General features: G+C 40.9%; 23 protein-coding genes and 1 pseudogene. 16 read left to right on the top strand and 8 right to left on the bottom strand.

What is annotated here, in order from left to right:
* The first annotated feature begins 20 nt into the window (after positions 1-20).
* From dapF to J7338_RS12210, 6 genes are read left to right on the top strand one after another with little or no spacing between them, the layout of a single operon-like run.
* A complete protein-coding gene (gene dapF / locus J7338_RS12235; protein WP_145239950.1) occupies positions 21-851 on the top strand; it encodes a diaminopimelate epimerase in 831 nt (276 codons plus the stop codon).
* A complete protein-coding gene (locus J7338_RS12230; RefSeq protein WP_210797311.1) occupies positions 848-1,480 on the top strand; it encodes a DUF484 family protein in 633 nt (210 codons plus the stop codon). The genes dapF and J7338_RS12230 overlap by 4 nt, the downstream gene beginning before the upstream one ends.
* On the top strand, positions 1,477-2,442 hold the full coding sequence (locus J7338_RS12225) for a tyrosine recombinase XerC (protein ID WP_210797310.1): 966 nt from the start codon (positions 1,477-1,479) through the stop codon (positions 2,440-2,442). Before J7338_RS12230 ends, J7338_RS12225 begins: the two co-directional genes overlap by 4 nt.
* A gap of 12 nt (positions 2,443-2,454) precedes the next feature.
* Positions 2,455-3,168 (top strand): HAD-IA family hydrolase, encoded by a 714-nt coding sequence (locus J7338_RS12220; protein WP_210797309.1) that lies wholly within the window; start codon positions 2,455-2,457, stop codon positions 3,166-3,168.
* 17 nt (positions 3,169-3,185) lie between these two features.
* Positions 3,186-4,298, top strand: coding sequence for a retropepsin-like aspartic protease family protein (locus J7338_RS12215; protein ID WP_210797308.1), 1,113 nt, complete (start codon positions 3,186-3,188; stop codon positions 4,296-4,298).
* Between the two features lie 8 nt (positions 4,299-4,306).
* Positions 4,307-4,663, top strand: a complete 357-nt coding sequence (locus tag J7338_RS12210) for a HopJ type III effector protein (protein WP_210797307.1) — start codon at positions 4,307-4,309, stop codon at positions 4,661-4,663.
* Here the strand turns inward: J7338_RS12210 and J7338_RS12205 are convergent.
* Complete coding sequence (locus J7338_RS12205) at positions 4,656-5,066, bottom strand: GNAT family N-acetyltransferase (RefSeq protein WP_210797306.1); 411 nt, start codon at positions 5,064-5,066, stop codon at positions 4,656-4,658. The two genes, J7338_RS12210 and J7338_RS12205, sit on opposite strands and share 8 nt — an antisense overlap.
* A 46-nt stretch (positions 5,067-5,112) precedes the next feature.
* Positions 5,113-5,418: a DUF6482 family protein gene (locus J7338_RS12200; protein ID WP_210797305.1), complete on the bottom strand. Its 306-nt coding sequence runs from the start codon at positions 5,416-5,418 to the stop codon at positions 5,113-5,115.
* Between the two features lie 88 nt (positions 5,419-5,506).
* On the opposite strand from J7338_RS12200, the gene J7338_RS12195 reads away from it, so the two are divergent.
* The 3 genes from J7338_RS12195 to J7338_RS12185 all read left to right on the top strand — a co-directional run bounded on the left by J7338_RS12195 (position 5,507) and on the right by J7338_RS12185 (position 7,874).
* The gene (locus J7338_RS12195) at positions 5,507-6,199 is read left to right on the top strand and encodes a pseudouridine synthase (protein ID WP_210797304.1); all 693 of its coding nucleotides are present in this window, start codon (positions 5,507-5,509) and stop codon (positions 6,197-6,199) included.
* 79 nt (positions 6,200-6,278) lie between these two features.
* Positions 6,279-6,653, top strand: a complete 375-nt coding sequence (locus J7338_RS12190; protein ID WP_210797303.1) for a BlaI/MecI/CopY family transcriptional regulator — start codon at positions 6,279-6,281, stop codon at positions 6,651-6,653.
* Between the two features lie 9 nt (positions 6,654-6,662).
* Positions 6,663-7,874, top strand: coding sequence for a M56 family metallopeptidase (locus tag J7338_RS12185; RefSeq protein ID WP_210797302.1), 1,212 nt, complete (start codon positions 6,663-6,665; stop codon positions 7,872-7,874).
* 236 nt (positions 7,875-8,110) lie between these two features.
* On the opposite strand, the pseudogene J7338_RS12180 reads toward J7338_RS12185, so the two are convergent.
* Positions 8,111-8,405 (bottom strand): annotated as a pseudogene (locus J7338_RS12180) (MAPEG family protein).
* A gap of 272 nt (positions 8,406-8,677) precedes the next feature.
* Between J7338_RS12180 and J7338_RS12175 the strand changes: the two are divergent.
* Complete coding sequence (locus tag J7338_RS12175) at positions 8,678-9,559, top strand: DMT family transporter (RefSeq protein WP_210797301.1); 882 nt, start codon at positions 8,678-8,680, stop codon at positions 9,557-9,559.
* A gap of 56 nt (positions 9,560-9,615) precedes the next feature.
* Here the strand turns inward: J7338_RS12175 and J7338_RS12170 are convergent, their stop codons facing one another.
* The 3 genes from J7338_RS12170 to J7338_RS12160 form a co-directional block, all read right to left on the bottom strand.
* Positions 9,616-9,933: a DMT family transporter gene (locus J7338_RS12170; RefSeq protein ID WP_087531228.1), complete on the bottom strand. Its 318-nt coding sequence runs from the start codon at positions 9,931-9,933 to the stop codon at positions 9,616-9,618.
* Positions 9,933-11,465 (bottom strand): bifunctional GNAT family N-acetyltransferase/carbon-nitrogen hydrolase family protein, encoded by a 1,533-nt coding sequence (locus J7338_RS12165; protein ID WP_210797300.1) that lies wholly within the window; start codon positions 11,463-11,465, stop codon positions 9,933-9,935. The genes J7338_RS12170 and J7338_RS12165 overlap by 1 nt, the downstream gene beginning before the upstream one ends.
* Positions 11,466-11,772: 307 nt before the next feature.
* Entirely contained in the window at positions 11,773-14,064 is a 2,292-nt protein-coding gene (locus tag J7338_RS12160) for a penicillin acylase family protein (protein WP_210797299.1), read from the bottom strand.
* Between the two features lie 261 nt (positions 14,065-14,325).
* Here J7338_RS12160 and J7338_RS12155 point away from each other — a divergent pair, with 261 nt between their 5' ends.
* The 6 genes from J7338_RS12155 to folX all read left to right on the top strand — a co-directional run bounded on the left by J7338_RS12155 (position 14,326) and on the right by folX (position 21,237).
* Complete coding sequence (locus tag J7338_RS12155; RefSeq protein WP_210797352.1) at positions 14,326-17,709, top strand: response regulator; 3,384 nt, start codon at positions 14,326-14,328, stop codon at positions 17,707-17,709.
* 38 nt (positions 17,710-17,747) lie between these two features.
* Complete coding sequence (locus J7338_RS12150) at positions 17,748-18,377, top strand: YceH family protein (protein WP_210797298.1); 630 nt, start codon at positions 17,748-17,750, stop codon at positions 18,375-18,377.
* A 53-nt stretch (positions 18,378-18,430) separates the two neighbouring features.
* The gene (nadE, locus tag J7338_RS12145; protein ID WP_210797297.1) at positions 18,431-19,267 is read left to right on the top strand and encodes an ammonia-dependent NAD(+) synthetase; all 837 of its coding nucleotides are present in this window, start codon (positions 18,431-18,433) and stop codon (positions 19,265-19,267) included.
* A gap of 312 nt (positions 19,268-19,579) precedes the next feature.
* Positions 19,580-20,299 carry a dihydromonapterin reductase gene (folM, locus tag J7338_RS12140; RefSeq protein ID WP_210797296.1) on the top strand — a complete coding sequence of 240 codons (720 nt, stop codon included), beginning with the start codon at positions 19,580-19,582 and terminating at the stop codon, positions 20,297-20,299.
* Positions 20,300-20,318: 19 nt separating this feature from the next.
* The gene (folE, locus tag J7338_RS12135; RefSeq protein WP_145239988.1) at positions 20,319-20,873 is read left to right on the top strand and encodes a GTP cyclohydrolase I FolE; all 555 of its coding nucleotides are present in this window, start codon (positions 20,319-20,321) and stop codon (positions 20,871-20,873) included.
* A gap of 4 nt (positions 20,874-20,877) precedes the next feature.
* Complete coding sequence (gene folX, locus J7338_RS12130; protein ID WP_145239990.1) at positions 20,878-21,237, top strand: dihydroneopterin triphosphate 2'-epimerase; 360 nt, start codon at positions 20,878-20,880, stop codon at positions 21,235-21,237.
* On the opposite strand, the gene J7338_RS12125 is transcribed toward folX, so the two are convergent.
* Positions 21,234-21,668, bottom strand: a complete 435-nt coding sequence (locus J7338_RS12125; RefSeq protein WP_210797295.1) for a YqaA family protein — start codon at positions 21,666-21,668, stop codon at positions 21,234-21,236. The genes folX and J7338_RS12125 overlap by 4 nt on opposite strands.
* A 66-nt stretch (positions 21,669-21,734) precedes the next feature.
* On the bottom strand, positions 21,735-22,106 hold the full coding sequence (locus tag J7338_RS12120) for a DUF4870 domain-containing protein (protein ID WP_210797294.1): 372 nt from the start codon (positions 22,104-22,106) through the stop codon (positions 21,735-21,737).
* Positions 22,107-22,178 lie beyond the last annotated feature (72 nt).

Raw genomic sequence — 22,178 nt, 5'->3', positions numbered from 1 at the left:
GCAACCCGAATTAGAGCGCTATGTTAGTTAATTTTTCCAAAATGCACGGCCTAGGCAACGATTTTGTTGTAATTGATAACATTACACAAAACGTTTTCTTGTCACGAGACCAAATAAAAAAACTGGCAGATCGCCATTTCGGCATCGGCTTTGACCAACTATTAATGGTTGAAGCGCCTTATTCTCCCGATCTTGATTTCCATTATCGTATTTTTAATGCTGACGGTAACGAAGTAGAACAATGCGGCAATGGCGCTCGCTGTTTTGCCCGCTTTGTACGGATGAAAGGCCTTACTAATAAACATAAAGTCACCGTATCTACCAAATCCGGTAATTTAACCTTATACATCGAAAAAGATGGCCAAGTCACCGTGAACATGGGTCACCCTAATTTCGAACCGAGCAAAATCCCACTCAAAGCGACTAAGCGTGAACTGACTTATATTATTCGAGCAGAAGAACACACCGTATTTAGTGGTGCAGTATCAATGGGTAACCCACATTGTGTACTTGAAGTTGATGATATAGAGACTGCTGACGTCAGCACTTTAGGCCCGCTACTTGAAAATCATGAACGTTTTCCACAGCGCGTTAACGTGGGCTTTATGCAAGTGATTAATTCTGAGCATATTAAATTGCGAGTTTGGGAACGTGGCGTTAACGAAACGCTCGCCTGCGGTACAGGTGCATGTGCAGCAATGGTAATTGGCCAAATTCAAAGTAAATTATCCACCACAGTACAGGTCGATTTACCCGGTGGTAGTTTGCAAATTCGCTGGCAAGGCGAAGGGCATCCAGTGCGAATGACAGGCCCTGCAGAGCATGTATTTGATGGACAAGTTGCTTTATGAGTAACTCAAACGACAAAGTAACTCGTGAGCAAGTGAGTGAGTTTTTACAACAAAACCCATTGTTTTTAGCTCAAAATCCAGCACTATTAGCCCAACTTGAGCTGCAGCAAGCGCAAGGCGCGACCTCATTAGTGCACATTCAACAGCGTCAATTGCGTGAACACAACACCATGTTGAAAAGCAAAATTGACAGCTTAATTAAGCACGCAAAAGAAAATGAGCTAATTTATAGCTTGTTCAGCGAGTGTCATCGCCAGCTTTGGACTAACTACGATTTTAAAACTTTAGCAATAAACTTACGCAATATTATTTGTACTAATCCGGCGATTAATGAATGCCACTTGCTTAAGTATGATAAAAAGTTTGCGCAACTACTTGAACACCGCTTAGAGTATAATGGCGTTTATCTGGGTCGCGTAAATCAGCAAGAGCGAGATTTACTGTTCAGCCCTGCTACACAATCAACTGCGCTCTATTTAATTGGTAACAGTCAACACCCTATCGCTATTTTGGCCTTTGGTAGTGAAGATCCTAATCATTTCGAACCAGCAAAAGACAGCTTATTTGTGCTTGAGTTTGTACGCTCATTACAACTTAGGTTGCTGGAGTTAGAACAGGAATTTGCATGAGCGAACAGCTCCCGCCTGATATAAATGCACTTTACGAGCAGTTAAGTGATGTATGGCGTACGCCTATTCAACAATTTAGCGACTACCTTAAGTTTGAGAAGCAATACTCACCGCACACCATAATTCAATATACCAGCCAACTTGGCTTTGCCGCATTATATTTCAGTAAGCTTTGTGATGACTGGTCAAACGTACAGGGTGAGCATATACGCCGTTACAGCATGCAGCTTCGAGGCAAACAGCTAAGTGGCCGTACTATTAGTTTAAAGCTTAGCTGTATTCGCAGCTTGTATAAATTTTTAAAAACCAAAGATATCAATCAACACCGTCATTATCATAATCCGGCTGAAGCAATCAAAGGCCCCAAATTTGCCAAACCCTTGCCTAAAAACCTTGATGTAGACCAAATGGCACGGTTACTTGATATTCACGACGATGATCCCCTAGCAGTTCGCGATCAAGCAATGATGGAGCTAATGTATTCATCTGGCTTGCGAATTAGTGAGTTAGTTGGTGCTAACCTACAAGATATAAATCGCAGTGCGGGGGAAATATTAGTCCGTGGCAAGGGCAACAAAGAACGCCTGTTACCAGTGGGAGGCAAGGCGCTAGAATCATTAAATAAATGGCTTAAACTACGCCCTCAATTTACTCATCCAGAAGAAATTGCAGTATTTGTCAGTAGCAAAAAATGCCGCATTTCAGCACGTCACGTACGGCTACGCATGCAAGAGTGGGGAATAAAACAAGGTATTAGCAGCCAAGTACACCCACATAAATTACGCCATTCATTTGCATCACATATTTTAGAATCATCGGGTGACTTGCGAGCAGTACAAGAGTTATTGGGTCACAGCAGTTTATCGGCCACTCAAGTGTATACCCATTTAGATTTTCAACATTTAGCTAAAGTGTATGACAACACGCACCCTCGCGCTAAAAAACGCTCAAATACCGACTAGCAAGGAGCTTATATGATCCGCTTTAATCGCGCCATTTCACCTTTTTCCGTACTGAGTTTTGACTTAGACGACACCTTATACAATAACCATCCGATTATTGCAGCAGCCGTTCAAGCACAGATAAATTATCTCAATGCACTGCCAAACTGGCAAGCGCAAGGGAAAAACTATTGGCAACAATGCCGTGAGCAGGCGCTACTTGATAATCCCGAGTTAGTCGACAATGTTACCCAGTGGCGTAAAAGTACCTTGCGCGTGGCTCTAGCCAAATTGGGATATCAAAACGCAGAGCTCGAACACCATGCTAATAATGCTTATCAAGCATTTGCTGATGCCCGCAGCCAAATTGTGGTGGATGATAAAGTGCTCGATTTACTTTCACAACTTAGTAAACGCTATCGATTAATTGCTATTACCAATGGTAATGTAGAAATTGAACGTTTTAACTTAAATGGTGTATTTGAACTGGTTTTACAAGCAGGCATTCACGGTAAAGCTAAACCTCATACCACGATGTTTGAACAGGCCGCCGCCGCGCTTGGCGTACCAACCCAGCATATTTTGCACATCGGCGATAGTTTAGACACCGATGTACAAGGTGCGCATAATGCGGGTTGTCAGTCACTTTGGTTAAATAACCAAGCAGCTAAATATGCCTACAAAGGCTTAGCCGATATTGAAATAACTGATATTCAAGCACTTAAACACTTTTTAAGCCAGTCATAATATTCTAGGAGCGAGCAATGAAAGGGACTGCTGTTACTAAATTGATCACGCTGCTGCTACTGCTATCAGTGGCACTTAATGGCTATTTATTGTGGCCACAACAGCAAGCAACAGCCCCGCAAGCAGCCGTTAAATTGTCGCCATCAGTTATCGTTGAAAACAATCAGCAATCCCCCTATCAGCAAGCTCTACAGCAATTTAATCAGCAACAGTTTACGGCTGCCTTAGCCAGCTACCAAGCATTAACTACAAGCCAGCCATTACAAGCTGAACAACTTTACTTTTTATGGTTAGATAAACTCGATAACTGGTTAAAAAATAATGAGCTCATAGTTGCAGAGACTTTTTTGCAATTATTTTTAAATAGCTATCCATACGATATAAATATGTTGCAGCTTGATGCCGAACGTTTAGTGAAAAACCAACAGCTGCACCAAGCTATTGTTGCATTACTCTCATTGCAATCACTTACCAATGAAAGCCAGCAAGCAGCTATTAATATGCGTTTAATGCAATTGACAATCGCACAAATAAAAACACTTACAGAACAGCACGCGTGGCAAAAAACCATTAATCAAACCTTGGTGTGGCTTGATTATGATAACGAAAATTCTAATTATTTATTCGCACTCGCTAATGCGTATTACCATCTCGGTGACCTGCTAAGCGCGCAAGCAACATTAGAGCGCTTTCCTGTGGAGCATTCATTACAAGCACAGCTTGCTGAATTACAAACACGCATAGCACAAGCGCAAAGTGGTATTGATCTAGTACCATTACATCCATACGGCGCCCACTATTTATTAGATATGCAAATCAACGATGCGCTCAACACCCAACTAATGATAGATACAGGGGCAAGCTATACCGTATTACCAAATAACGTATTTCAAGCATTACAGCCAATACCCGACTATATTGATAGCTTAAACATAAATACCGCCAACGGCCAAGTAATCGCAAAACGCTACCAACTTGATTCAATTTTAATTGGCCAGCAATACATTGAAAACTTTGAAGTGTTAGTAATTGATAACCATAGTGGTTATGGATTACTCGGCATGAATTTTTTACAGTTGTTTAAATTTAATATTAATCAACAAACTAATCAGCTAGAGTTAGCTAAATAAGGATGACGATGACACTCAACGATTTTTTAAGCCGTCTGGCTAATGAGCCACACACCATTGCATTTGCCGATACGATGGCAGTGATTGAAGCAAACTATACTTTTACAGCCTGCGCATTCAATAACCACGGCTTAAAAAGTGCCGCTGGTGAAAATAATGGCTCATGTAAAATTTTTGCTTTTGCTAAACTTAACCAGCTAAGTAAACAAAACACCCTAGATTGCTTTGGCGCGTTTTATCGTGATGATGTACTTGGTCATCCTAATGAACACGATCACATGAACATTCGTACGTTTATGTTAGCACCGGAAGTAACCCCCTTCTTGGGCATTACTTTTGATGGCGAACCATTAACAACTAACTAAGTGATTTTTCCATAAAGTAGCGGGTGCCAGAGCGAGGATAATTATCGAGTTGATATTTAACTTCATAACCACGATGTTCATAAAATGGTTTAGCTTGAAAATCTAAAGTATCAAGCTGAACTTGCAGCGCACCTAACTGCTTACCCTTTAATTCGATCGCGCTAAGTAACTTACTGGCTAGGCCTTGACCGCGTGCTTTTTCATCACACCAAAGCCAATTTATTTGTAACCAGTTACCAAATAATTGAGCAGCTACAGCCGCCACCACTTGCTGATTTTTATCAACAAATTTGCACCCTAATGGCAGTCTTTGTGCATCAAAGTGAGCTTGATTATAAGCAACTATTTGCTCACGCAATAACTGTTCTAATACCTGTGAATCATCATTTTCAAACTGATACATGGTCGCTTTTTACCAAGTTAAAAGGTCAGTTAAAATGACTAACAAGTTAATATAAATAATTTTTACCGTAAGGCACCTCAAGCATATTACTGCCCACTTTTTCACTCTGGCCACACATTTCATCGTATGCACTGGTATGACGCAATACCATTTGCGCATAACTAAGGTGGTCGAGTCGTTTTTGAATATGCAATGGACTTAAGCCACGAATAAACTCCCCTTGCTCATCCGTTACATAATACTCAACATTGTTGATCATCACCGACACTTGGTATAAAGCCATTTCCAATGAGTGAACAATAACTTTTTGCAAAGGCTGGTAATTTTTAAGTTCTGATAATTTTATCGCCATGGTGAAACCCTTTTTTTTACAGTGGATTAAGTTATCTGTACGTTGCTTTGATATACTTTGATCAATTTGAACCGAAGCGACTTAATTTATGAGCGAGAAAACTCGTCTAGCTAAATACCTTGCCCATGCTGGTGTTTGTTCTCGTAAACAAGCCTCGCGGCTGATTGATGAAGGTGTGGTGAGCGTAAATAACCGCCCAGCCAATCATATTGATCACGTTAATGATAACGACGATATACGCGTCAATAACACACGTGTACAAGGTAAAGCAACGCGCGTTTATTATGCCTATCACAAACCAGTAGGAATTGATTGTAAACTCAATCAACATGACCCTAGCAGCTTAATTCACCATCTACCAACAGACACCCGCGTATACCCCATTGGCAGGCTAGATAAAGATTCTCGTGGTCTGTTAATACTGACTAATGATGGTGAATTTTGTAATCAGCTGATCCATCCTGACTTCCACCAGCCAAAACGTTATTTAGTCACTGTTGATAAACCGCTTAATGATGGCTTTAGCCAAAAAATGGCAAATGGTGTGCCTGTTGATAAACATATCACACTGCCATGCACCGTGGAGAAAGTAGCTGACTGCCAATTTAGTATTATTTTAAAGCAAGGGCTGAATCGCCAAATCCGAAAAATGGCCCATTACTGTGGCTATAAAGTGATTGATCTTTACCGAGAACAAATTGCCGAGCTTAATTTGGCTACCCTAAGCCTGCCAGAAAATACCTATCGTGAAATAAATAAATCTGACATTTTAAAAAACTAATTATTTTTATATAAAATAGTTGCAAAGTTTGATTACAGGTGTAATCTTAAGTTAAAGATTACACCTGTAGGCAATATATATGATTGAATTATCAAAAGCAGAATTTGAAGTGCTCGATGCACTTTGGCTGAACCACCCTGCTACAGCAAGCCAAATTATCGAGCGTTTAAGCGATGATAAACAATGGCACGAAAAAACCATTAAAACCTTACTCGGTCGGTTAGTAAAAAAAGGCGCACTCAGCTTTAAAAAAGATGGCCGCCAGTATATTTACACTCCTTGCATGGAACGCGCTGAATACACGCTAAAAGAAAGTCAAAATTTTATTGAGCGTTTTTTTAGTGGCCGTATCGCGCCGTTAGTCAGCGGTTTTGCTAAATCTGAGCAACTTTCTCAACAAGACATCAACGAACTTAAAAAGGTGATTGATGACTGGGAAAAACAGCAAAAGTAAGGGCTTAATATGTTAGAAAACACCTTTAACTGGCTTCTTGAGCAGCAACTATTAATCAGCTTACTGATACTCAGTTTGCTGGTTTTAGAACGCTGTTCACTAAAATGGCTCAATGCTAACTTTGTCTATAAGTTATGGCTAATGTTACCAATCACATTACTGCTAGCAAATATGCCAGAGCATTTTAAGCCGCTGCCAAACAACGTCATTAGCACTATGCTGATCAGCCCCAGGCAAGATTTTTCAACAACGATTAGTATTAGTTGGGTACTAGTTTATAGCACTATATTTAGCATACTGGCGTTAACTGCCATCGTGGTACATCTGCGGTTTATCAACCAATTACGATTAACCAATCTTGATGATAAAGTGCTGATTGAGGCACATCCCGACATGCAACTATTACAAAGTAGCGCCGTTAATACACCAATGGTTATAGGGCTATTCAGTAATCAGCTAGTTCTACCAACCGCCTATACACAACACATTGATAGCAATGCGTTAACGCTGATCATTGAACATGAAAAAGTACATATAAAACGCGCCGATAATTTATTTAATGCGCTGGCATTAATGGCCACACTACTGATTTGGTTTAATCCACTGGCTTGGCTTGGCTACATGAGCTTTAGGCGCTTGCAAGAGCTGTCGTGCGACGAAAAAGTACTGACCAATAAAACAACTCAACAACGCATTTTATACAGTAAAGCTCTGATCAACTGTGCAGCAAATAGCCGTGCAGGGTTAATAGCTTACTCACACTATGGAGATAAAAACACAATGTTACAACGACTCAATCAAATCAAACACACCGGCAATAGCTCAATGATTGCCAAAGGCGCTCTGCTTATTTTTGCCGTGGGCATGATCAGCAGCTTTGCTATCGCAAAACAACCAGAAGCAATAAGTAAGGTGCAAGCTATTTCACCCATCATGCGTATTGAGCCTCTTTACCCTATACAGGCAGCTGAACAAGGTATCAGCGGTTCAGTAGTATTAAAATACGATATTAGCCCAGCCGGAAAGACACAAAATGTGTCGGTTGTGAATGCTAAACCTGAAAAAACATTCGATAAAGAGGCAAAAAAAGCGTTAATGCAATGGCAATATAAGCCTTCAGATTCAGGCTTTAAAGATGTATTGGTACAGTTAGACTTTGCAATTGACAGTAATTACAAATCAGAACAACTTATTGAAAAGGTGACTGTTGCGACCAAGTAAATTTTAACAACCAAAGACCCTAAAGCAAGCGCCTTATTTAAGCCGCTTGCTTTAGCGTTTTAAAAAACAAAGCTTATACCAATCGACTTAAATATTTAACCATTCTAGCGAGCTAAATAAAGCGCTAACTGCGTTATAATTTTTTCAAGTATAACAACTACATGTCAAAATTTACGCCTTGTTATCACTCCATTTATCTGTCGCTATAAATGGTCAGTAACTTAACTCGATTGGTATTACAAGCACACAACAATCATAGCGACTGCAGCAGCTAAACCAACCAGCCATGATAAAGAACGCAGTGCGTCTAAATTTAGATAGTAAAAAGCACAATATAGAACGCGGGCAATGATTCAAAACAATTTTGATGTGCCGCCAGCGCCCTTGCGCCAAATCCGGTGAGCTTAGACTGTTGCTCTCTTGGGTGCTTATTATCGTAGCCATCGAGCTTGTTCATTGCAAATGCCACGGGGCCTTGGCAAAGTAAGGCATCAGTACAGCAAGTAGTGCGCAAATAAGTAATATCGTCATCTTTACTCCTAATCATAGTTTTCATTAACTTAGCGCAGCTAAGCTGATCGCGTAATTGACTTGAGTAATAAAAAAGCCGCAATGACTAATATGAATAAATACAGGGCATTGCGACTAACAATAACATCGCGATAACTATAGCCCAAAAAGTTGGATTTGCAGCTGTGGCATATTGTCGCAGCAAAGATATTTTCATTTTATGGAATCTTAGTTCGCTTTAGAGCCTTGGCACTGTTAACTTATCCGCCTCTGTGAATTGCTGTTTTTTCATTATGACTTGGATCTTTTTAACTATTTTAGCCGCTTTTATGCAGTCGTGGCGCAACGCTTTACAAAGTAAACTAAGTGCGCATGTGAGTGTTGCAGGCGTCACCTTAGCGCGCTTTATACTTGCAAGCCCACTTGCTTTGGCATACCTCATTGCATTATATCTCTATCAAGATGCTCCCTTGCCCACCTTCAACCTAGCTTTTATTAGCTACATTGTCGGCGCGAGCATAGTGCAAATTATTGCAACAGGATTAATGGTGACGTTATTTAAAATGAATAACTTTGCTGTTGGTGCTGGTCTTGCAAAAAGTGAAGCTCTCGTTGCGGCTATACTAGGAGTATTATTTTTTGGCGCAACGCTATCTTTATTAGGCTGGCTTGGCGTGTTTATTGGCTCAATTGCAGTATTACTATTAAGTGGAATTGCTAACATTAAGCACTTTAGCTTAAAAACAGCCTTACTAGGCTTGGCCTGTGGGACAGCATTTGCACTCTCCTCATCATGGATACGCGAAGCAAGCCTAAACTCAGGCCTGTCGTTTCCTTATTCCTCGGCATGGGTTTTACTGCTTATTATCAGCCTGCAAACTATCATGCTATGTGGTTATATTACAGTAAGGGAACGCTCAACATTTCGCGCTATGTGGAACCATAAAAAAACCACCAGTGCGGTGAGTTTTTTTAGCTGCATAGGCTCGATTGGTTGGTTTAGTGCGATAAGTTTACAGCATGTTGCCTATGTCAAAACCTTAGGGCAAGTAGAAGTATTTTTTACAATCCTGATCTCAGTTTTGTGGCTCAAGCAGCCTTTAAAACGCCAAGATACCGCAGGACTGGTGTTAATTGCTATGGCCGCAGTATTAGTCATGCTACCTTCGATATAAATAACAAAGGCGGCTCACTGCAACGTGGCCGCCTTTCGATTTTTTAATTCACTGAATTAATGGCTGATTTTCAATGTGATAACACCGCTAATAATCATTAATACACCGGCAATACGGCCGAATGTTGCTGCATCATTATAAAATAGTATTCCTACTAAAAATGTTCCTGCAGCGCCAATGCCTGTCCACACTGCGTAGGAAGTCCCCATCGAAATATCACGCTGTGCCAGCCATAACATAAAACCACTGGCGACCATAAACGCCACAGCAATGCCAATACCTAACCAGCGATTTTCACCCTCTTGCGACATTTTTAACCCAACTGGCCAGCCAATTTCCAGCAAGCCTGCAATAATTAAATAAATCCACGCCATTAATTTTCTCTCTTTTTCAATATTACATCGTACAGATCTGCACGACGATCTTTTAAGTTACGCACCGTACCTTCACTGTGCAGAACTTTTAATTTATCCATATCTAAATCACTAAATAACAGCATTTCAGTATTGGGGGTTGCTTCATTAAGCGTCGCATCATGAGGGAACGAAAAATCAGACGGTGTTAATACCGCTGATTGTGAATACTGCACATCAAGACTTTCAACTTCCGGTAAGTTACCTACCGAGCCGGCAATAACTACATAACACTCGTTTTCAATAGCCCGCGCTTGCGCACAGTGGCGTACTCGTAAATAACTATTTTTGGTGTCGGTCCAAAATGGCACAAACAGAATATCGAGACCTTGTTTTGCTAAAATACGTGACAATTCAGGAAATTCAACATCGTAACAAATTTGAATACCCACGCGTCCAGCATCAGTATCAAATACCGCAATTTTGTCACCACCTTGAATCACCCAATCATTTTGCTCATGAGGCGTGATATGAATTTTACGTTGTTCGTCAATTTTACCACTGCGATGGCATAAATAACTGACATTATAGATTTTATCTCCTTCAGCAAGCGGCATTGAGCCGGTGATAATATTGGCATTATACTCAATCGCCATACGCGACATCGCATCACGGAAAGTCTCCGTGTATTCAGCTAAATAACGAATAGCCTCGGTTTGATTTCTTTGCTCACTAAGCCCCATTAGTGGCGCATTAAAAAACTCCGGAAAAAGAATAAAATCACTTTTGTAATCAGACACTGTGTCTACAAAATATTCGACCTGCGTGAGCATTTCTTCAACCGACTCAACACTGCGCATTTGCCATTGCACTGCGCCCACTCGCACTATCGACTTCGTTGATTCTAGTACCGTATCAGTCGGTTCAAACATTATGTTATTCCACTCAAGTAGCGTGGCATAACCCACCGAATTTTGATCTTCCGGTAAATACTTTTTAAGTAAGCGTTTAACCTGGAAATCATTCGACAATTGAAAACTTAAAATTGGATCATACAGCTCTTTATGATCGACTTTGGCAATATATTCTGTTGGACTCATGTCACTGCTATGATTGTAATAACGCGGAATACGTCCGCCAGCCAAAATAGCCCGAAGATTATACTGACGACATAATTCTTTACGCGCATCATAAAGCCTGCGCCCTAAACGCATACCACGATGAGTAGGCGAAATAACCACATCTAACCCATACAGCGCATCACCATCGGGGTCACTAAATACACGGTCATGGCCGTCAACAATATCTTCATAGGTGTGCGGATTAGAAAAGCGCGTGTAATCAACTTGCACACTCAACGCAATCCCCACCAGCACGCCATCATCCACCATGCCCAACTGTCCTTCAGGGAATTGGTCAATCAGTCTAAATATAGTATGGCTTGGCCATGCACCACCTAAATCTGGATAAGCTTGATCCATCAAAGTTTTTACTTGTGGATACTGCTCTTTAGTTAAATTACAAATCTCAAGATGGGTTTTTTCTGCCGACATACACAACTCCTTTAGGCGTAGGATATTAAATTTGCAAGTTCAATACGCGCATAATACGTGATCAGCTCTGAACGCTTGCTTAGTGCAGCATACCTAGCGCTGGTTTATTTTAAGATAGCACCAACAACAGTGTTAAAGTAAGTGTAAGTAGGTATAAATTTTTAGTGTTACACCTCTTTGCTCAGCTAACATTAACGCTGGTTTAGCGGTTTTCGACCTAAAGATTAGGTTAACTGCACTTTATAAGAGTAAAAGTAATGGCCGAAATCAAACGGCCACTACCTCAAAACAAGCTGGCTTTACTCATTTAAAGCTCATTTGCAGGTAATATTGTGATCTCATGCATGAGTGTTTGCGGTAATAGCGGCGTTGGTTTTGCAGCTACATAGTCATCAAATCCTGCGCGATAAAATGGCGATAGTGGATGACCTGACTGGCCACCGGGAATGGCCATTATGGCGTTTTCTAAATGCCCAGGTTGAGCAATAAATCGCTGTGACGCACCAAAACTACGCCCCTGCACTGCTGGCATATAACTGTCGCCGAATCCTGGCGCTGTCGGCATATTTAATAATTTACTTAGTTGTGGTATTTGCTGTGCGAATGGATGCTCAATAACCAATTCATTAACTGTCCCCCACTGCCAACCTTTTAAGTTACTGCCAAACTCTTTACTTAAATTACTGACAACTTGACTAAATGAATCAGTTAATTGTGCATCCCAATCAGCAAATTGTGGATTTAACCAGCTATCTGGTTGCTGTTCAATAAGCTGCCATATTGCCGGCTCTAAATCACGTTTAACATACTTTAATGAACCGCCCTGAGCCTGTAAATTTGCTTGCATAGCCGTAAATACACTATTGATAACTTCATCACGATAACGCCTAACCAGTGTGTAACCTATTGACGTTGCACAGGCGCAACCTTGCCAGTTCTCTAATTCTTTTATGTACTGCTGATTAGCCGTACTATTTTTATTAAGCTGTTGCAGCAATAAGCTATGCCACGGTTGTAAAAAGCGCGCCTGATTATCATGCTGCAACTGGTTAAAATTAGCTTCATTAAAATGTTGCTTTTCATACAATCTATCACGAATTTGACTCGATCGTGCTCCCAAGGCATAACCACCATTACCAAAACGCTGGTCATCCAAAGCCGATACAACGCGAGAGTTCCCAGTCCATAAACGGCCATCGACAGGATTTTTAACTTCCGGCCTTTGCTGTTCATTATGCTGCCAAAGTGTTGAGTAGTCATTTTCCTGAACAGCTAGTTCACTGGGCTTAATACGCCCTGGAATGGCTCCCATATTTTTCCAACCCGCATTACCTTGGCTATCTACCACCATTAAGTTTTGTACTGGAATACCCACTTCACTGGCAATCAACAGCGCGTCATCGACTGTGGTTGCTTGTTCTAATTTCAATAAATTCATATCGACTGCATAAGGTTGATGGCCAACCCAGCTAAGCGCATAAGGCTTGCTATTTATTTCTCGCACTGGACCATACTCACTCAATGTCAGCTTATATTCTTCAATTGACCCATCGGGTAGTGCTATTTGCTCAACTTCTTGCCATGTTTTACTGTTATCAGTTAATGCTACCCAATCGGCAGTATCGAGGTAACCATTAGTAAACCCCCACGCAATATTGTTATTGGTCCCCACCACAATTGCTGGTGTGCCAGGCAAAGAAACTCCTGTCACTTGGCTCACTTTTTCTGACATTGCATAGTTAAGTTGCGCACGATACCAAATAACCGGCACTGCCATCGACAAGTGCATATCATCCGACAACATCCCAGCTCCTGTGGTAGTTAACTGCCCAGTCACCGCCCAGTTATTACTACCACGTTCTTGATTTGCATCAATCCTGAGTAAAGCTTGTAAGGTTTGCTTAGGAAATTCAGGAATAGTTAAATTATAAGGTGCGAGTGTGCTGCCATCTAAGGCCGCTTGATATTGACTGGGTTGAGTTAAAAAACTGACCATTTCTGGGCCATAAATATCGGCAATTTGAATTAACGCTTGATCACGTTCAAAGGTCGCCGTTTGTAAATCTAAGTACATACTGTAAATCACTAACAAACTGTCTTCACTGCGCCAAGGCTTTTGCTCAGCGCCTGTTAGTAAATATTCAAAACTGCTAAAACCTACCTGTGCTAAGCCTTCGTTAACGCCAGCGGCATAACTTGTTAATAATGCTTGATCTGCTTCAGGCAATTGCTCAACAATCGCAGCGCTGCGTTTTCGTAACTGGTGGAAGCGCATCTTTTTATCCAAACCTAATGCTGCTTTACCAAACAGTTCACTCAATTCACCTGCAGCATTACGGCGCAACAAATCCATTTGAAAAAATCGGTCTTGACCATGTGCGAAACCTAAACCATACGCAGCATCAAGGCGGTTCTCAGCTGAAATAACCGCTTGCCCCAGTTGGTCTCGGGAAATTTTTACCGTTTGGCTGACATGGGTACTACGGCCATTACCATCAAGCGCCGGTAAGCTAATTGACAGTACACCATAAATAACAGCCGTTGCGGCTAATCCTAAAATTACGATTGCTAACACCAACCACTTGATAATTTTAAACATGAACCAGTCCTTTCACTCTTAATTGCCTCTATCATAACCATAGTTTTATGAAAAATAATGTGCTTAGTTCATATTTAAATAAATCACAGTAGTCACAGCCGGCGCAACACCCGCTCATATGCAATTATTATTGATACTTTTCCCCGTATAACATGCGGTAATTTAAATGAAAAACAAATAGCTCAATTTATCAGACTATTTTTATTTCCGTGATAAATTGACTATAGTTTAACAGCCAAATATTAAATGCATAAGTCGCTAATGCCATTGTTACATACACATGATCACAAACAAGTCTTTAAATTTAAACTGACATTTTGGTGCTCGCTCGTTTTTATTTTATTAATCAGTTTAGTGCTTGATCAGATCAGTTATAAACGTGCCCAACAATCTCATCGACTACTCGTTTTATCTGAAGTGAGTAGCTACCGTACTCAACTTGAATCAACATTAGTATCAAATATTCAACTAGTGCGTGGTTTAGCTGTTGCCGTTGCTGCAGAGCCTAATTTAGATCAACAGCGTTTTGCCCAAATTGCCGCGCCATTATTCAATACCTCATCTGAATTACGCAATATCGGTGGTGCACCTAATATGATAATTCGCATGACTTACCCATTGGCTGGCAATGAAAAGGCCATAGGGCTAAACTTTTTAGAGAACAAAGCACAACGTGCAGATGCAATTCGTGCGCGTGATAACAATGAAATAGTCATGGCAGGTCCACTTACATTAGTCCAAGGTGGTGAGGCACTAATTGCCCGAGTCCCTGTTTACCTTCCTCCTGACAAGCATTTTTGGGGACTACTCTCAGTGGTACTCGACATTAACAAAATATATAAAAAAGCTGGCATCTTCAAGCTAGAAGAAGACTACGATGTCGCCATCCAAGGACGCAATGGCTTGGGTCTAAAAGGAGAATTTTTCCGCGGTAAAGCGGATATTTTAGAGCGTAACCCTCTGAGGTTTACTTTAACCTTTCAAGGGGGTGTGTGGGAAATTTTTGTTACTCCTAAAGTCGGTTGGGCACCACCAAACTCTGCGATTTGGCCGCTGAGATTAGCAATATTTACAATTTGCGGGCTATTAATTCTAGCTTTCTTGTTATTCTTAAAAATGCTTAATCGCCAGCTGAGAAACGAAAAAATGCTAGTGACAATGAGTAGTCTTGCAAAAATTGGCGCCTGGTCATTTAACCTTGAAACACAACAAGTGTATTGGTCAGATATGACCAAAAATATTTTCAAATACCCGCTAGATGAACAACCTGACTGGCCAACAAACTTTACTTATTTTAAAGCAGGCGAAAGCCGTGACACGATAAAAAAGCTCGTTGAGCGAGCGATTAAATATGGTGAAAGTTACGAAGTTGAGCTCGAAGTTATCGACTCCAATGGCAATGCTTTATGGGTGTTAGTGCATGGTGAAGCCGAGATCCGTAATGGTCGCTGTATTAAGATTTTTGGCTCTTTACAAGATATAAATGTGCGTAAATGCATTGAGTTAGAAAACAGTAAAACCGCTTTGCACAACGAGGCACTCGCCTCACTTACCGTTAATAACGCAGTGTTGACTGGTAATTTAAAACAAGCAAAAGATATAATTACACAATCAATTTGCGATGCATTTAATGTTGAACGTGCCAGTATATGGCTATTCAATGATGCAAGAGATCAACTGCAACCATTTGCCCATCACGCCAAACACGCCAAACACGCCAAACACGCTCAGGATAACGCCGCGTTACCAACATGGCAGCAAACAGAGTTAAATGACTTTTTTACAGCCATTGATAACCAAGCTGTGATCCGCGCTTCAAATGCACTGAGCAACAAATTTACGGCCCCTCTTACCGCGCACTATTTAGCTCCTTTCGATATAAAATCAATGCTTTGCGTATCTATTCCTACCGGAAGTGGGGCGATTGGTATTGTTTGTGCTGAGCATTGTCAGTATCCGCGGGCATGGTCGCGTAACGAAGAAAGTTTTTTAATTGCCGTTGCCGCTTTAATTGGCAGTTTATATTCTAGCGAGCAACGTATAGAAACCGAACGAAAATTAGTCACGGCAAAAGAGGCTGCAGAACAAGCTGTAACCGCTAAAGGGGAGTTTTTAGCGAGCATGAGTCACGAAATTCGCACCCCGATGAACGGTGTGCTCGGGATGCTTAATATTGTGCAACAAACTAAGCTAGATCCTCAGCAAGCGCATCATATTGAATTAGCACAATCATCAGCACAATCGCTGCTTAATATAATTAACGATATTCTGGATTTCTCAAAAATTGAAGCTGGTAAATTAGATATCGAAGAGATTGCCTTTAATTTACCGAAATTACTAGGTGAAGTGGTCGAATCATTTGCCCTTAAAGTAGAACAACATAATACTAAACTGATTTTAGATGCCACTAAAATTAATGTAAATAAAATTGTTAGCGACCCAAATAGGCTTCGCCAAATTATTAATAATTTACTCGGCAATGCCGTTAAATTTACTCATAATGGTGAAATTATTGTGAGCGCAAATTTAAAGCACACCACTAACGGGACTTTTTTAGATTGCTCAATTATGGATACAGGTATTGGTATTAAAGCTGATAAACAAGCTTCGCTATTTGATTCTTTCACTCAAGCCGATACCTCAACCACTCGCCAATATGGTGGCACAGGCTTAGGGCTGGCTATTGTTAAGCAGCTTTGTAATTTAATGAATGGGGAAATCAACGTCACAAGTGTTTATGGTCAAGGCAGCACCTTTACTTTTTCCATTAAAGTACAGCCACTACTGGGTAAAGAGCAAGACTTACCTAGTCATCTAATTAAAAACAAACATATTTTAATTATCGATACTTGTCCATTAAATAGCTCAATTGCGCAGAAACAACTGAATGTGTGGGGGGCGCATGTGCATCTTCTCCAAAATTACCCAACCTTGAGCCAGTATCTCAACTCTAGCGATGAATCGATTGATGCAGTGCTACTTGATTATAGCTTTTTTCAGCAGGCCGACGCTGCTGCAATTAATACATTGAAAATTTACCTAAGCGAGTATCAAGTAAAACTGATCCTTATGGCGCCAATGAGTTTCTCACCAGAAGCGCATGCAAATTTGCCAATCGACGCCGATTGCATGATTTTTAAACCACTGACGCCCTCAGACTTATTTGATTCTTTGGCAAATGAAAAATTTATCGAGCAACAACAAAATAACAACGCACTACCAGCAAGTATTGCAATCAGCAACGTACACTTTGAAAATCAAGACAAAATACTGCTGGTAGAAGACAATAAAGTGAATCAAGTCGTAGCCTCTGCATTACTAAAACAAGCAGGCATTAATTTTGATATCGCTGAAAATGGTCTGGAAGCTATCAAAAAACTAAAAAGCAAAACTACAGAACCATACAAGCTATTGTTAATGGACTGCCAGATGCCAGAAATGGATGGTTATCAAGCGACTAAGGCTATCCGCAATGGGGATGCGGGGGAGTACTACAAAAATGTAACTATCATTGCGTTAACCGCTAATGCCATGCAAGGCGATAGAGACAAATGCCTCAGTGCAGGTATGACTGATTACCTAACCAAACCGCTCGATTTTGATGCACTTAATCCGAAACTGCAACAATGGCTTGGTAAACAATAAAAGTGTAAGCTAAGGCATAACAAAAAGAAGGGTTTATTATGCAACTCACTGCTATTGAACAACGTGTGATTGGCTGTCTACTTGAAAAACAAAGCACCACACCAGAACATTACCCGCTGTCACTAAATGCATTGACCAATGCGTGTAATCAAAAGTCGAACCGAGAGCCCGTACTCACACTCAGCGAAACTGACGTACAAGAGGCGCTAGACTCGCTAGTTTCCCAGCGGTTAGTTACATTAGACGAAGGGCTATCTGGACGCGTAACTAAGTTCGCACATCGCTTTTGCAACACTGAATTTAGTAATTTACAGTTAACGGAGCAACAGCGCGCTATTATTTGTTTAATGCTGCTACGTGGCCCACAAACCCCTGGGGAGTTAAGAACCCGCAGTAATCGGCTCGCTGAGTTTAATAATGTTGCTGAAGTTGAGTCGGCATTAAATGCCTTGATCAACGCCGAATATGTGACTAAACACCCGCGAGAACCCGGCAAACGTGAAAGCCGTTACAGCCATTTATTTGCTGATCCACAAAGTGCCATCGCTGTCGCTGTAGAGCCTGTAGAATTACCCGCACTCACCGCCGCTGAGCTCAATGAGCTGCTGACAGAAATTGATGAACTCAAAGCCGAATTGCAAAAAATTAAACAACACCTAGGCCTTTAATTTAGCCTGAGGTAATAACATAATAATGACAACATTAACTATTAGGAGCCAGCATGCGTGCCGAAATCATGGCTGAAATGAAAGTTCAAGCAAAGATAGACGTTGATCAGGAAATTATCCGACGCGTTAACTTTATCAAAAACCGCCTTGTGGCAGCACATTCACGCTCTTTGGTGCTGGGGATCAGTGGTGGCGTAGATTCATCTACCTGTGGCCGTTTATGCCAACTCGCCGTTAACGAATTAAATACGCAGCAACAAACTGACAAGTATCAATTTATTGCGGTTCGCTTACCATATGGTGTGCAAGCTGATGAAGCTGAAGCGCAATTGGCTGTTGATTTTATTCAACCAAATAAACGCCTAACAGTGAATATTAAACCCGCAGCAGACGGCATGCATGAGCAAGCATTAGCGGCAGTGGTAGGTTGCGGTGATGCACTGCCGGAACAAGCACAAATTGATTTTATTAAAGGTAATGTGAAAGCCCGTCAACGCATGGTCGCGCAATATGAAATTGCAGGACTGTGCCAAGGCCTCGTTGTTGGTACTGATCATAGCGCCGAGAACATCACTGGCTTTTATACTAAATTTGGTGATGGCGCATGCGACTTAGCGCCATTATTTGGCTTATCAAAACGCCAAGTGCGCGCATTAGCCAAGCAGTTAGGTGCTCCCGATTTACTCGTTAATAAAGCGCCAACCGCCGACTTAGAGTGTGATCGCCCGGGCCTTACTGATGAAGAAGCCCTTGGTTTAAGTTATGAACAAATTGATGACTTTCTTGAAGGTAAAGAAGTCAGTGACGAGGTAACTGAAAAACTCATCGCAATTTATCTACGCACTCAACATAAACGCCAAGCTATTCCAACCATTTATGATGATCTTTAGGCTGTTATAAGCTCATCAACCATAAATGACACTCCTTGGGCAATTAACAGTAAAAAGAATTGCCCGCTTTTCAGTTTAACACAAACATAACCGCCTAACGGAGCTCTCACCAAATCACTGAAATAGCCGCTAATGGAATATGACTGAAGCAAATGCTCGCAACTGTTCGTTACGGCGTACAAGTAGATTGTTATTGAGTGCAATATCTTTGCAGTAAAGGTGAAATAGTTCTGTAATTTAGTTTATAGTTGTCAGTAAACTCATGGTAATCCAGCTCATCGCATTAAAAAACCTAAGGATTTGTATTTAGTTATGACATCGCCCATTTTAATTACAGGTGCCGGCCAACGTGTTGGTTTAGCACTGGCAAAACATTTTATAGCCCAAGGGCAAGCTATTATCGTTACTTACCGAACTCGCCATCCCGCTATTGATGAATTATCTGACCATGGTGCTGTATGTGTTTACGCAGACTTTAGCACTGACAACGGCATTAATGAGTTTATTAGTCAATTAAAGCTGCACACAAATAGCTTAAAGGCGGTGATCCACAATGCATCGAGTTGGGACTGCGAAGCGAGTAACCCAGATAGCAGTACGCTATTTGATAACATGATGCGGATCCATGCCAAAGCACCTTACTTAATTAACTTAGCACTTAGCGAGTTACTGCTAAATTTCCAGCAACAGCAGCAACAGCCTGCCGATATCATTCATTTAACTGATTATGTTGTGGAAAAAGGAAGTCCAAAGCATATTGCATATGCCGCAAGTAAAGCCGCCTTAGAAAATATAACCAAATCATTTGCAGCTAAGTTTGCCCCAAATATTAAAGTGAACGCTATCGCCCCTTCATTAATTATTTTTAATGATCTCGATAGCGATGAGTATCGAGAAAGCACTCTTAAAAAATCATTAATGGGTATTGAGCCCGGTTGTCGCGAAATTATAAACAGCGTCGATTTATTGCTTAGCAGCCATTACATCACGGGACGCTCTTTACCCGTAGATGGTGGCAGACATTTAAAATAACGGATTAATCGAGAAATTTATGCACGATCAATTAAAAAATAGTTACCATGAAATTATTACTGCTGTAGGTGAAGATCCACAACGTGAAGGCCTATTAGACACGCCAAAACGCGCCGCCAAAGCGATGGAATATTTGACCAAAGGCTATCGTCAAACATTAGAGGAAATTACCAATAATGCGGTATTTACTTCTGATGCAGATGACATGGTTTTAATTCAAGATATAGAGCTTTATTCGATGTGTGAACATCATTTATTACCATTTGTAGGGCGTTGTCATATTGCTTATATTCCTAACGGAAAAGTGCTGGGGTTATCTAAATTTGCGCGTATTGTTGATATGTTTGCACGCCGCTTTCAAATTCAAGAACAACTGACTCATCAAATCGCTAAAGCGGTTGAAGAAGTCACCGGTGCCAAAGGCGTAGGTGTGATAGTGGAAGCAAAACATATGTGCATGATGATGCGCGGGGTTGAAAAACAAAACTCAAGTATGCGTACATCGGTAATGCTAGGTAACTTCAGAGCCGATCCAAAAACCCGCAATGAGTTTTTACAACTTGTAAAAGGCTAATCCTATGGCCAATGCAATTATCCATGTAACTAACTTACGGCTGCGCACTTTTATTGGCTTTAATCCCGATGAACGTGAGAAGAAGCAGGATGTAGTGATCAATTTAGAAATTCACTATCCTGCTGAGCAAGCCTGTGAAACGGATCAAGTTGAACAAGCACTTAATTATAAAGTGATCACCAAAGAAGTGATTAGTATTGTTGAGCAAGGTCACTTTTTATTGCTTGAAAAACTAGTGGCAGAAATACTCAGTGTTTGCCATAGCCATAGCAGCGTGAATTATGCAAAAGTGCGAGTTGATAAACCTCACGCTTTGCGTTTTGCGGATTCAGTATCGCTAACACTCGATTGGAGTAAAGCTTAAAGCAACTGATCCAGCCCAACGGCAAAGGCTAGTACAAGCAAGTAACGTGCGCCTTTGCCAAGGGTAACCAGCCATAAAAATGTCCACCAGCGCACTTTAAAAATGCCTCCTACAACTGTTAGCGGATCACCAATAATTGGTAGCCATGCCAACAACAGGCTATAAACACCGTACTTTTCAAAGCGCTCTGCAGCCTTATCGATACTTTCCTGCGACACGGGAAACCACTTACGATCCTTAAAACGTATGACTTGCGTGCCTAACCAGTAATTAACGCAACTACCTAGTACGTTACCAACTGTGGCACTGAGCCATAACAACCAAAGTAAATATTCTCCTTTGGTCACCATTGCTGTGAGTACCACTTCTGATGAGCTTGGCAATAATGTTGCCGAAATAAACGCAGTAAAGAACAGAGTTAAATAAGCCATCTAAGCCTTTATTAATGCATATAAAAAACCCAGCATTTGCTGGGTTTGATAAAAATGAAGAGTAGTTTATTTTATCAATTGTAAGCTAAATGGGTAGTTAAACTCTTTACCGTCATTAGTTTTGATTGCGCCAATCACCACCATAATAAACGAGAAAATAGCGACTATAGGTAATAGAATTACCCCGATAACTGCAAACATCAAAATCAAACACACTATATATGCTATGAACATAGTGATTTGAAAGTTAAGCGATTTACGCCCATGTTCAGCCACTAATGGCATTTCGTCTTTTTTTATTAACCAGACAATCAGCGGACCGATGATACTACCCATAGGTATAATAAATCCGGCTAATGCGCTTAAATGACATAACATCGCCCACATACGCTCATCTTTACTCGTTATAGCTGGTTCAACTTGTTGATTATCTTCCATTACCATTTCCTTATTTTGTTAATACCTATATGCTGACCTTTTTCAGTCTTAATGTCTATATTTTAATCAGTG

The organism is Pseudoalteromonas ostreae (assembly GCF_018069805.1).
In the GTDB taxonomy this organism is placed as follows: Bacteria; Pseudomonadota; Gammaproteobacteria; order Enterobacterales; family Alteromonadaceae; genus Pseudoalteromonas; species Pseudoalteromonas ostreae.
Note: the sequence above shows the minus strand (reverse complement) of the source record. Positions and strands in the feature narration are given on the sequence as shown.

Excerpts from the sequence above, each read along its gene's own strand:
- J7338_RS12215 (WP_210797308.1), top strand. The coding sequence starts at position 3,186 with ATGAAAGGGACTGCTGTTACTAAATTGATCACGCTGCTGCTACTGCTA.
- J7338_RS12205 (WP_210797306.1), bottom strand. The coding sequence starts at position 5,066 with ATGTATCAGTTTGAAAATGATGATTCACAGGTATTAGAACAGTTATTG.
- J7338_RS12170 (WP_087531228.1), bottom strand. The coding sequence starts at position 9,933 with ATGGCGTGGATTTATTTAATTATTGCAGGCTTGCTGGAAATTGGCTGG.
- J7338_RS12155 (WP_210797352.1), top strand. The coding sequence starts at position 14,326 with ATGCCATTGTTACATACACATGATCACAAACAAGTCTTTAAATTTAAA.
- J7338_RS12150 (WP_210797298.1), top strand. The coding sequence starts at position 17,748 with ATGCAACTCACTGCTATTGAACAACGTGTGATTGGCTGTCTACTTGAA.
- folX (WP_145239990.1), top strand. The coding sequence starts at position 20,878 with ATGGCCAATGCAATTATCCATGTAACTAACTTACGGCTGCGCACTTTT.
- folM (WP_210797296.1), top strand. The coding sequence starts at position 19,580 with ATGACATCGCCCATTTTAATTACAGGTGCCGGCCAACGTGTTGGTTTA.
- J7338_RS12120 (WP_210797294.1), bottom strand. The coding sequence starts at position 22,106 with ATGGAAGATAATCAACAAGTTGAACCAGCTATAACGAGTAAAGATGAG.
- folE (WP_145239988.1), top strand. The coding sequence starts at position 20,319 with ATGCACGATCAATTAAAAAATAGTTACCATGAAATTATTACTGCTGTA.
- J7338_RS12220 (WP_210797309.1), top strand. The coding sequence starts at position 2,455 with ATGATCCGCTTTAATCGCGCCATTTCACCTTTTTCCGTACTGAGTTTT.
- J7338_RS12190 (WP_210797303.1), top strand. The coding sequence starts at position 6,279 with ATGATTGAATTATCAAAAGCAGAATTTGAAGTGCTCGATGCACTTTGG.
- J7338_RS12225 (WP_210797310.1), top strand. The coding sequence starts at position 1,477 with ATGAGCGAACAGCTCCCGCCTGATATAAATGCACTTTACGAGCAGTTA.
- J7338_RS12210 (WP_210797307.1), top strand. The coding sequence starts at position 4,307 with ATGACACTCAACGATTTTTTAAGCCGTCTGGCTAATGAGCCACACACC.
- J7338_RS12230 (WP_210797311.1), top strand. The coding sequence starts at position 848 with ATGAGTAACTCAAACGACAAAGTAACTCGTGAGCAAGTGAGTGAGTTT.
- J7338_RS12185 (WP_210797302.1), top strand. The coding sequence starts at position 6,663 with ATGTTAGAAAACACCTTTAACTGGCTTCTTGAGCAGCAACTATTAATC.
- J7338_RS12125 (WP_210797295.1), bottom strand. The coding sequence starts at position 21,668 with ATGGCTTATTTAACTCTGTTCTTTACTGCGTTTATTTCGGCAACATTA.
- nadE (WP_210797297.1), top strand. The coding sequence starts at position 18,431 with ATGCGTGCCGAAATCATGGCTGAAATGAAAGTTCAAGCAAAGATAGAC.
- J7338_RS12165 (WP_210797300.1), bottom strand. The coding sequence starts at position 11,465 with ATGTCGGCAGAAAAAACCCATCTTGAGATTTGTAATTTAACTAAAGAG.
- J7338_RS12195 (WP_210797304.1), top strand. The coding sequence starts at position 5,507 with ATGAGCGAGAAAACTCGTCTAGCTAAATACCTTGCCCATGCTGGTGTT.
- J7338_RS12175 (WP_210797301.1), top strand. The coding sequence starts at position 8,678 with ATGACTTGGATCTTTTTAACTATTTTAGCCGCTTTTATGCAGTCGTGG.
- dapF (WP_145239950.1), top strand. The coding sequence starts at position 21 with ATGTTAGTTAATTTTTCCAAAATGCACGGCCTAGGCAACGATTTTGTT.
- J7338_RS12160 (WP_210797299.1), bottom strand. The coding sequence starts at position 14,064 with ATGTTTAAAATTATCAAGTGGTTGGTGTTAGCAATCGTAATTTTAGGA.
- J7338_RS12200 (WP_210797305.1), bottom strand. The coding sequence starts at position 5,418 with ATGGCGATAAAATTATCAGAACTTAAAAATTACCAGCCTTTGCAAAAA.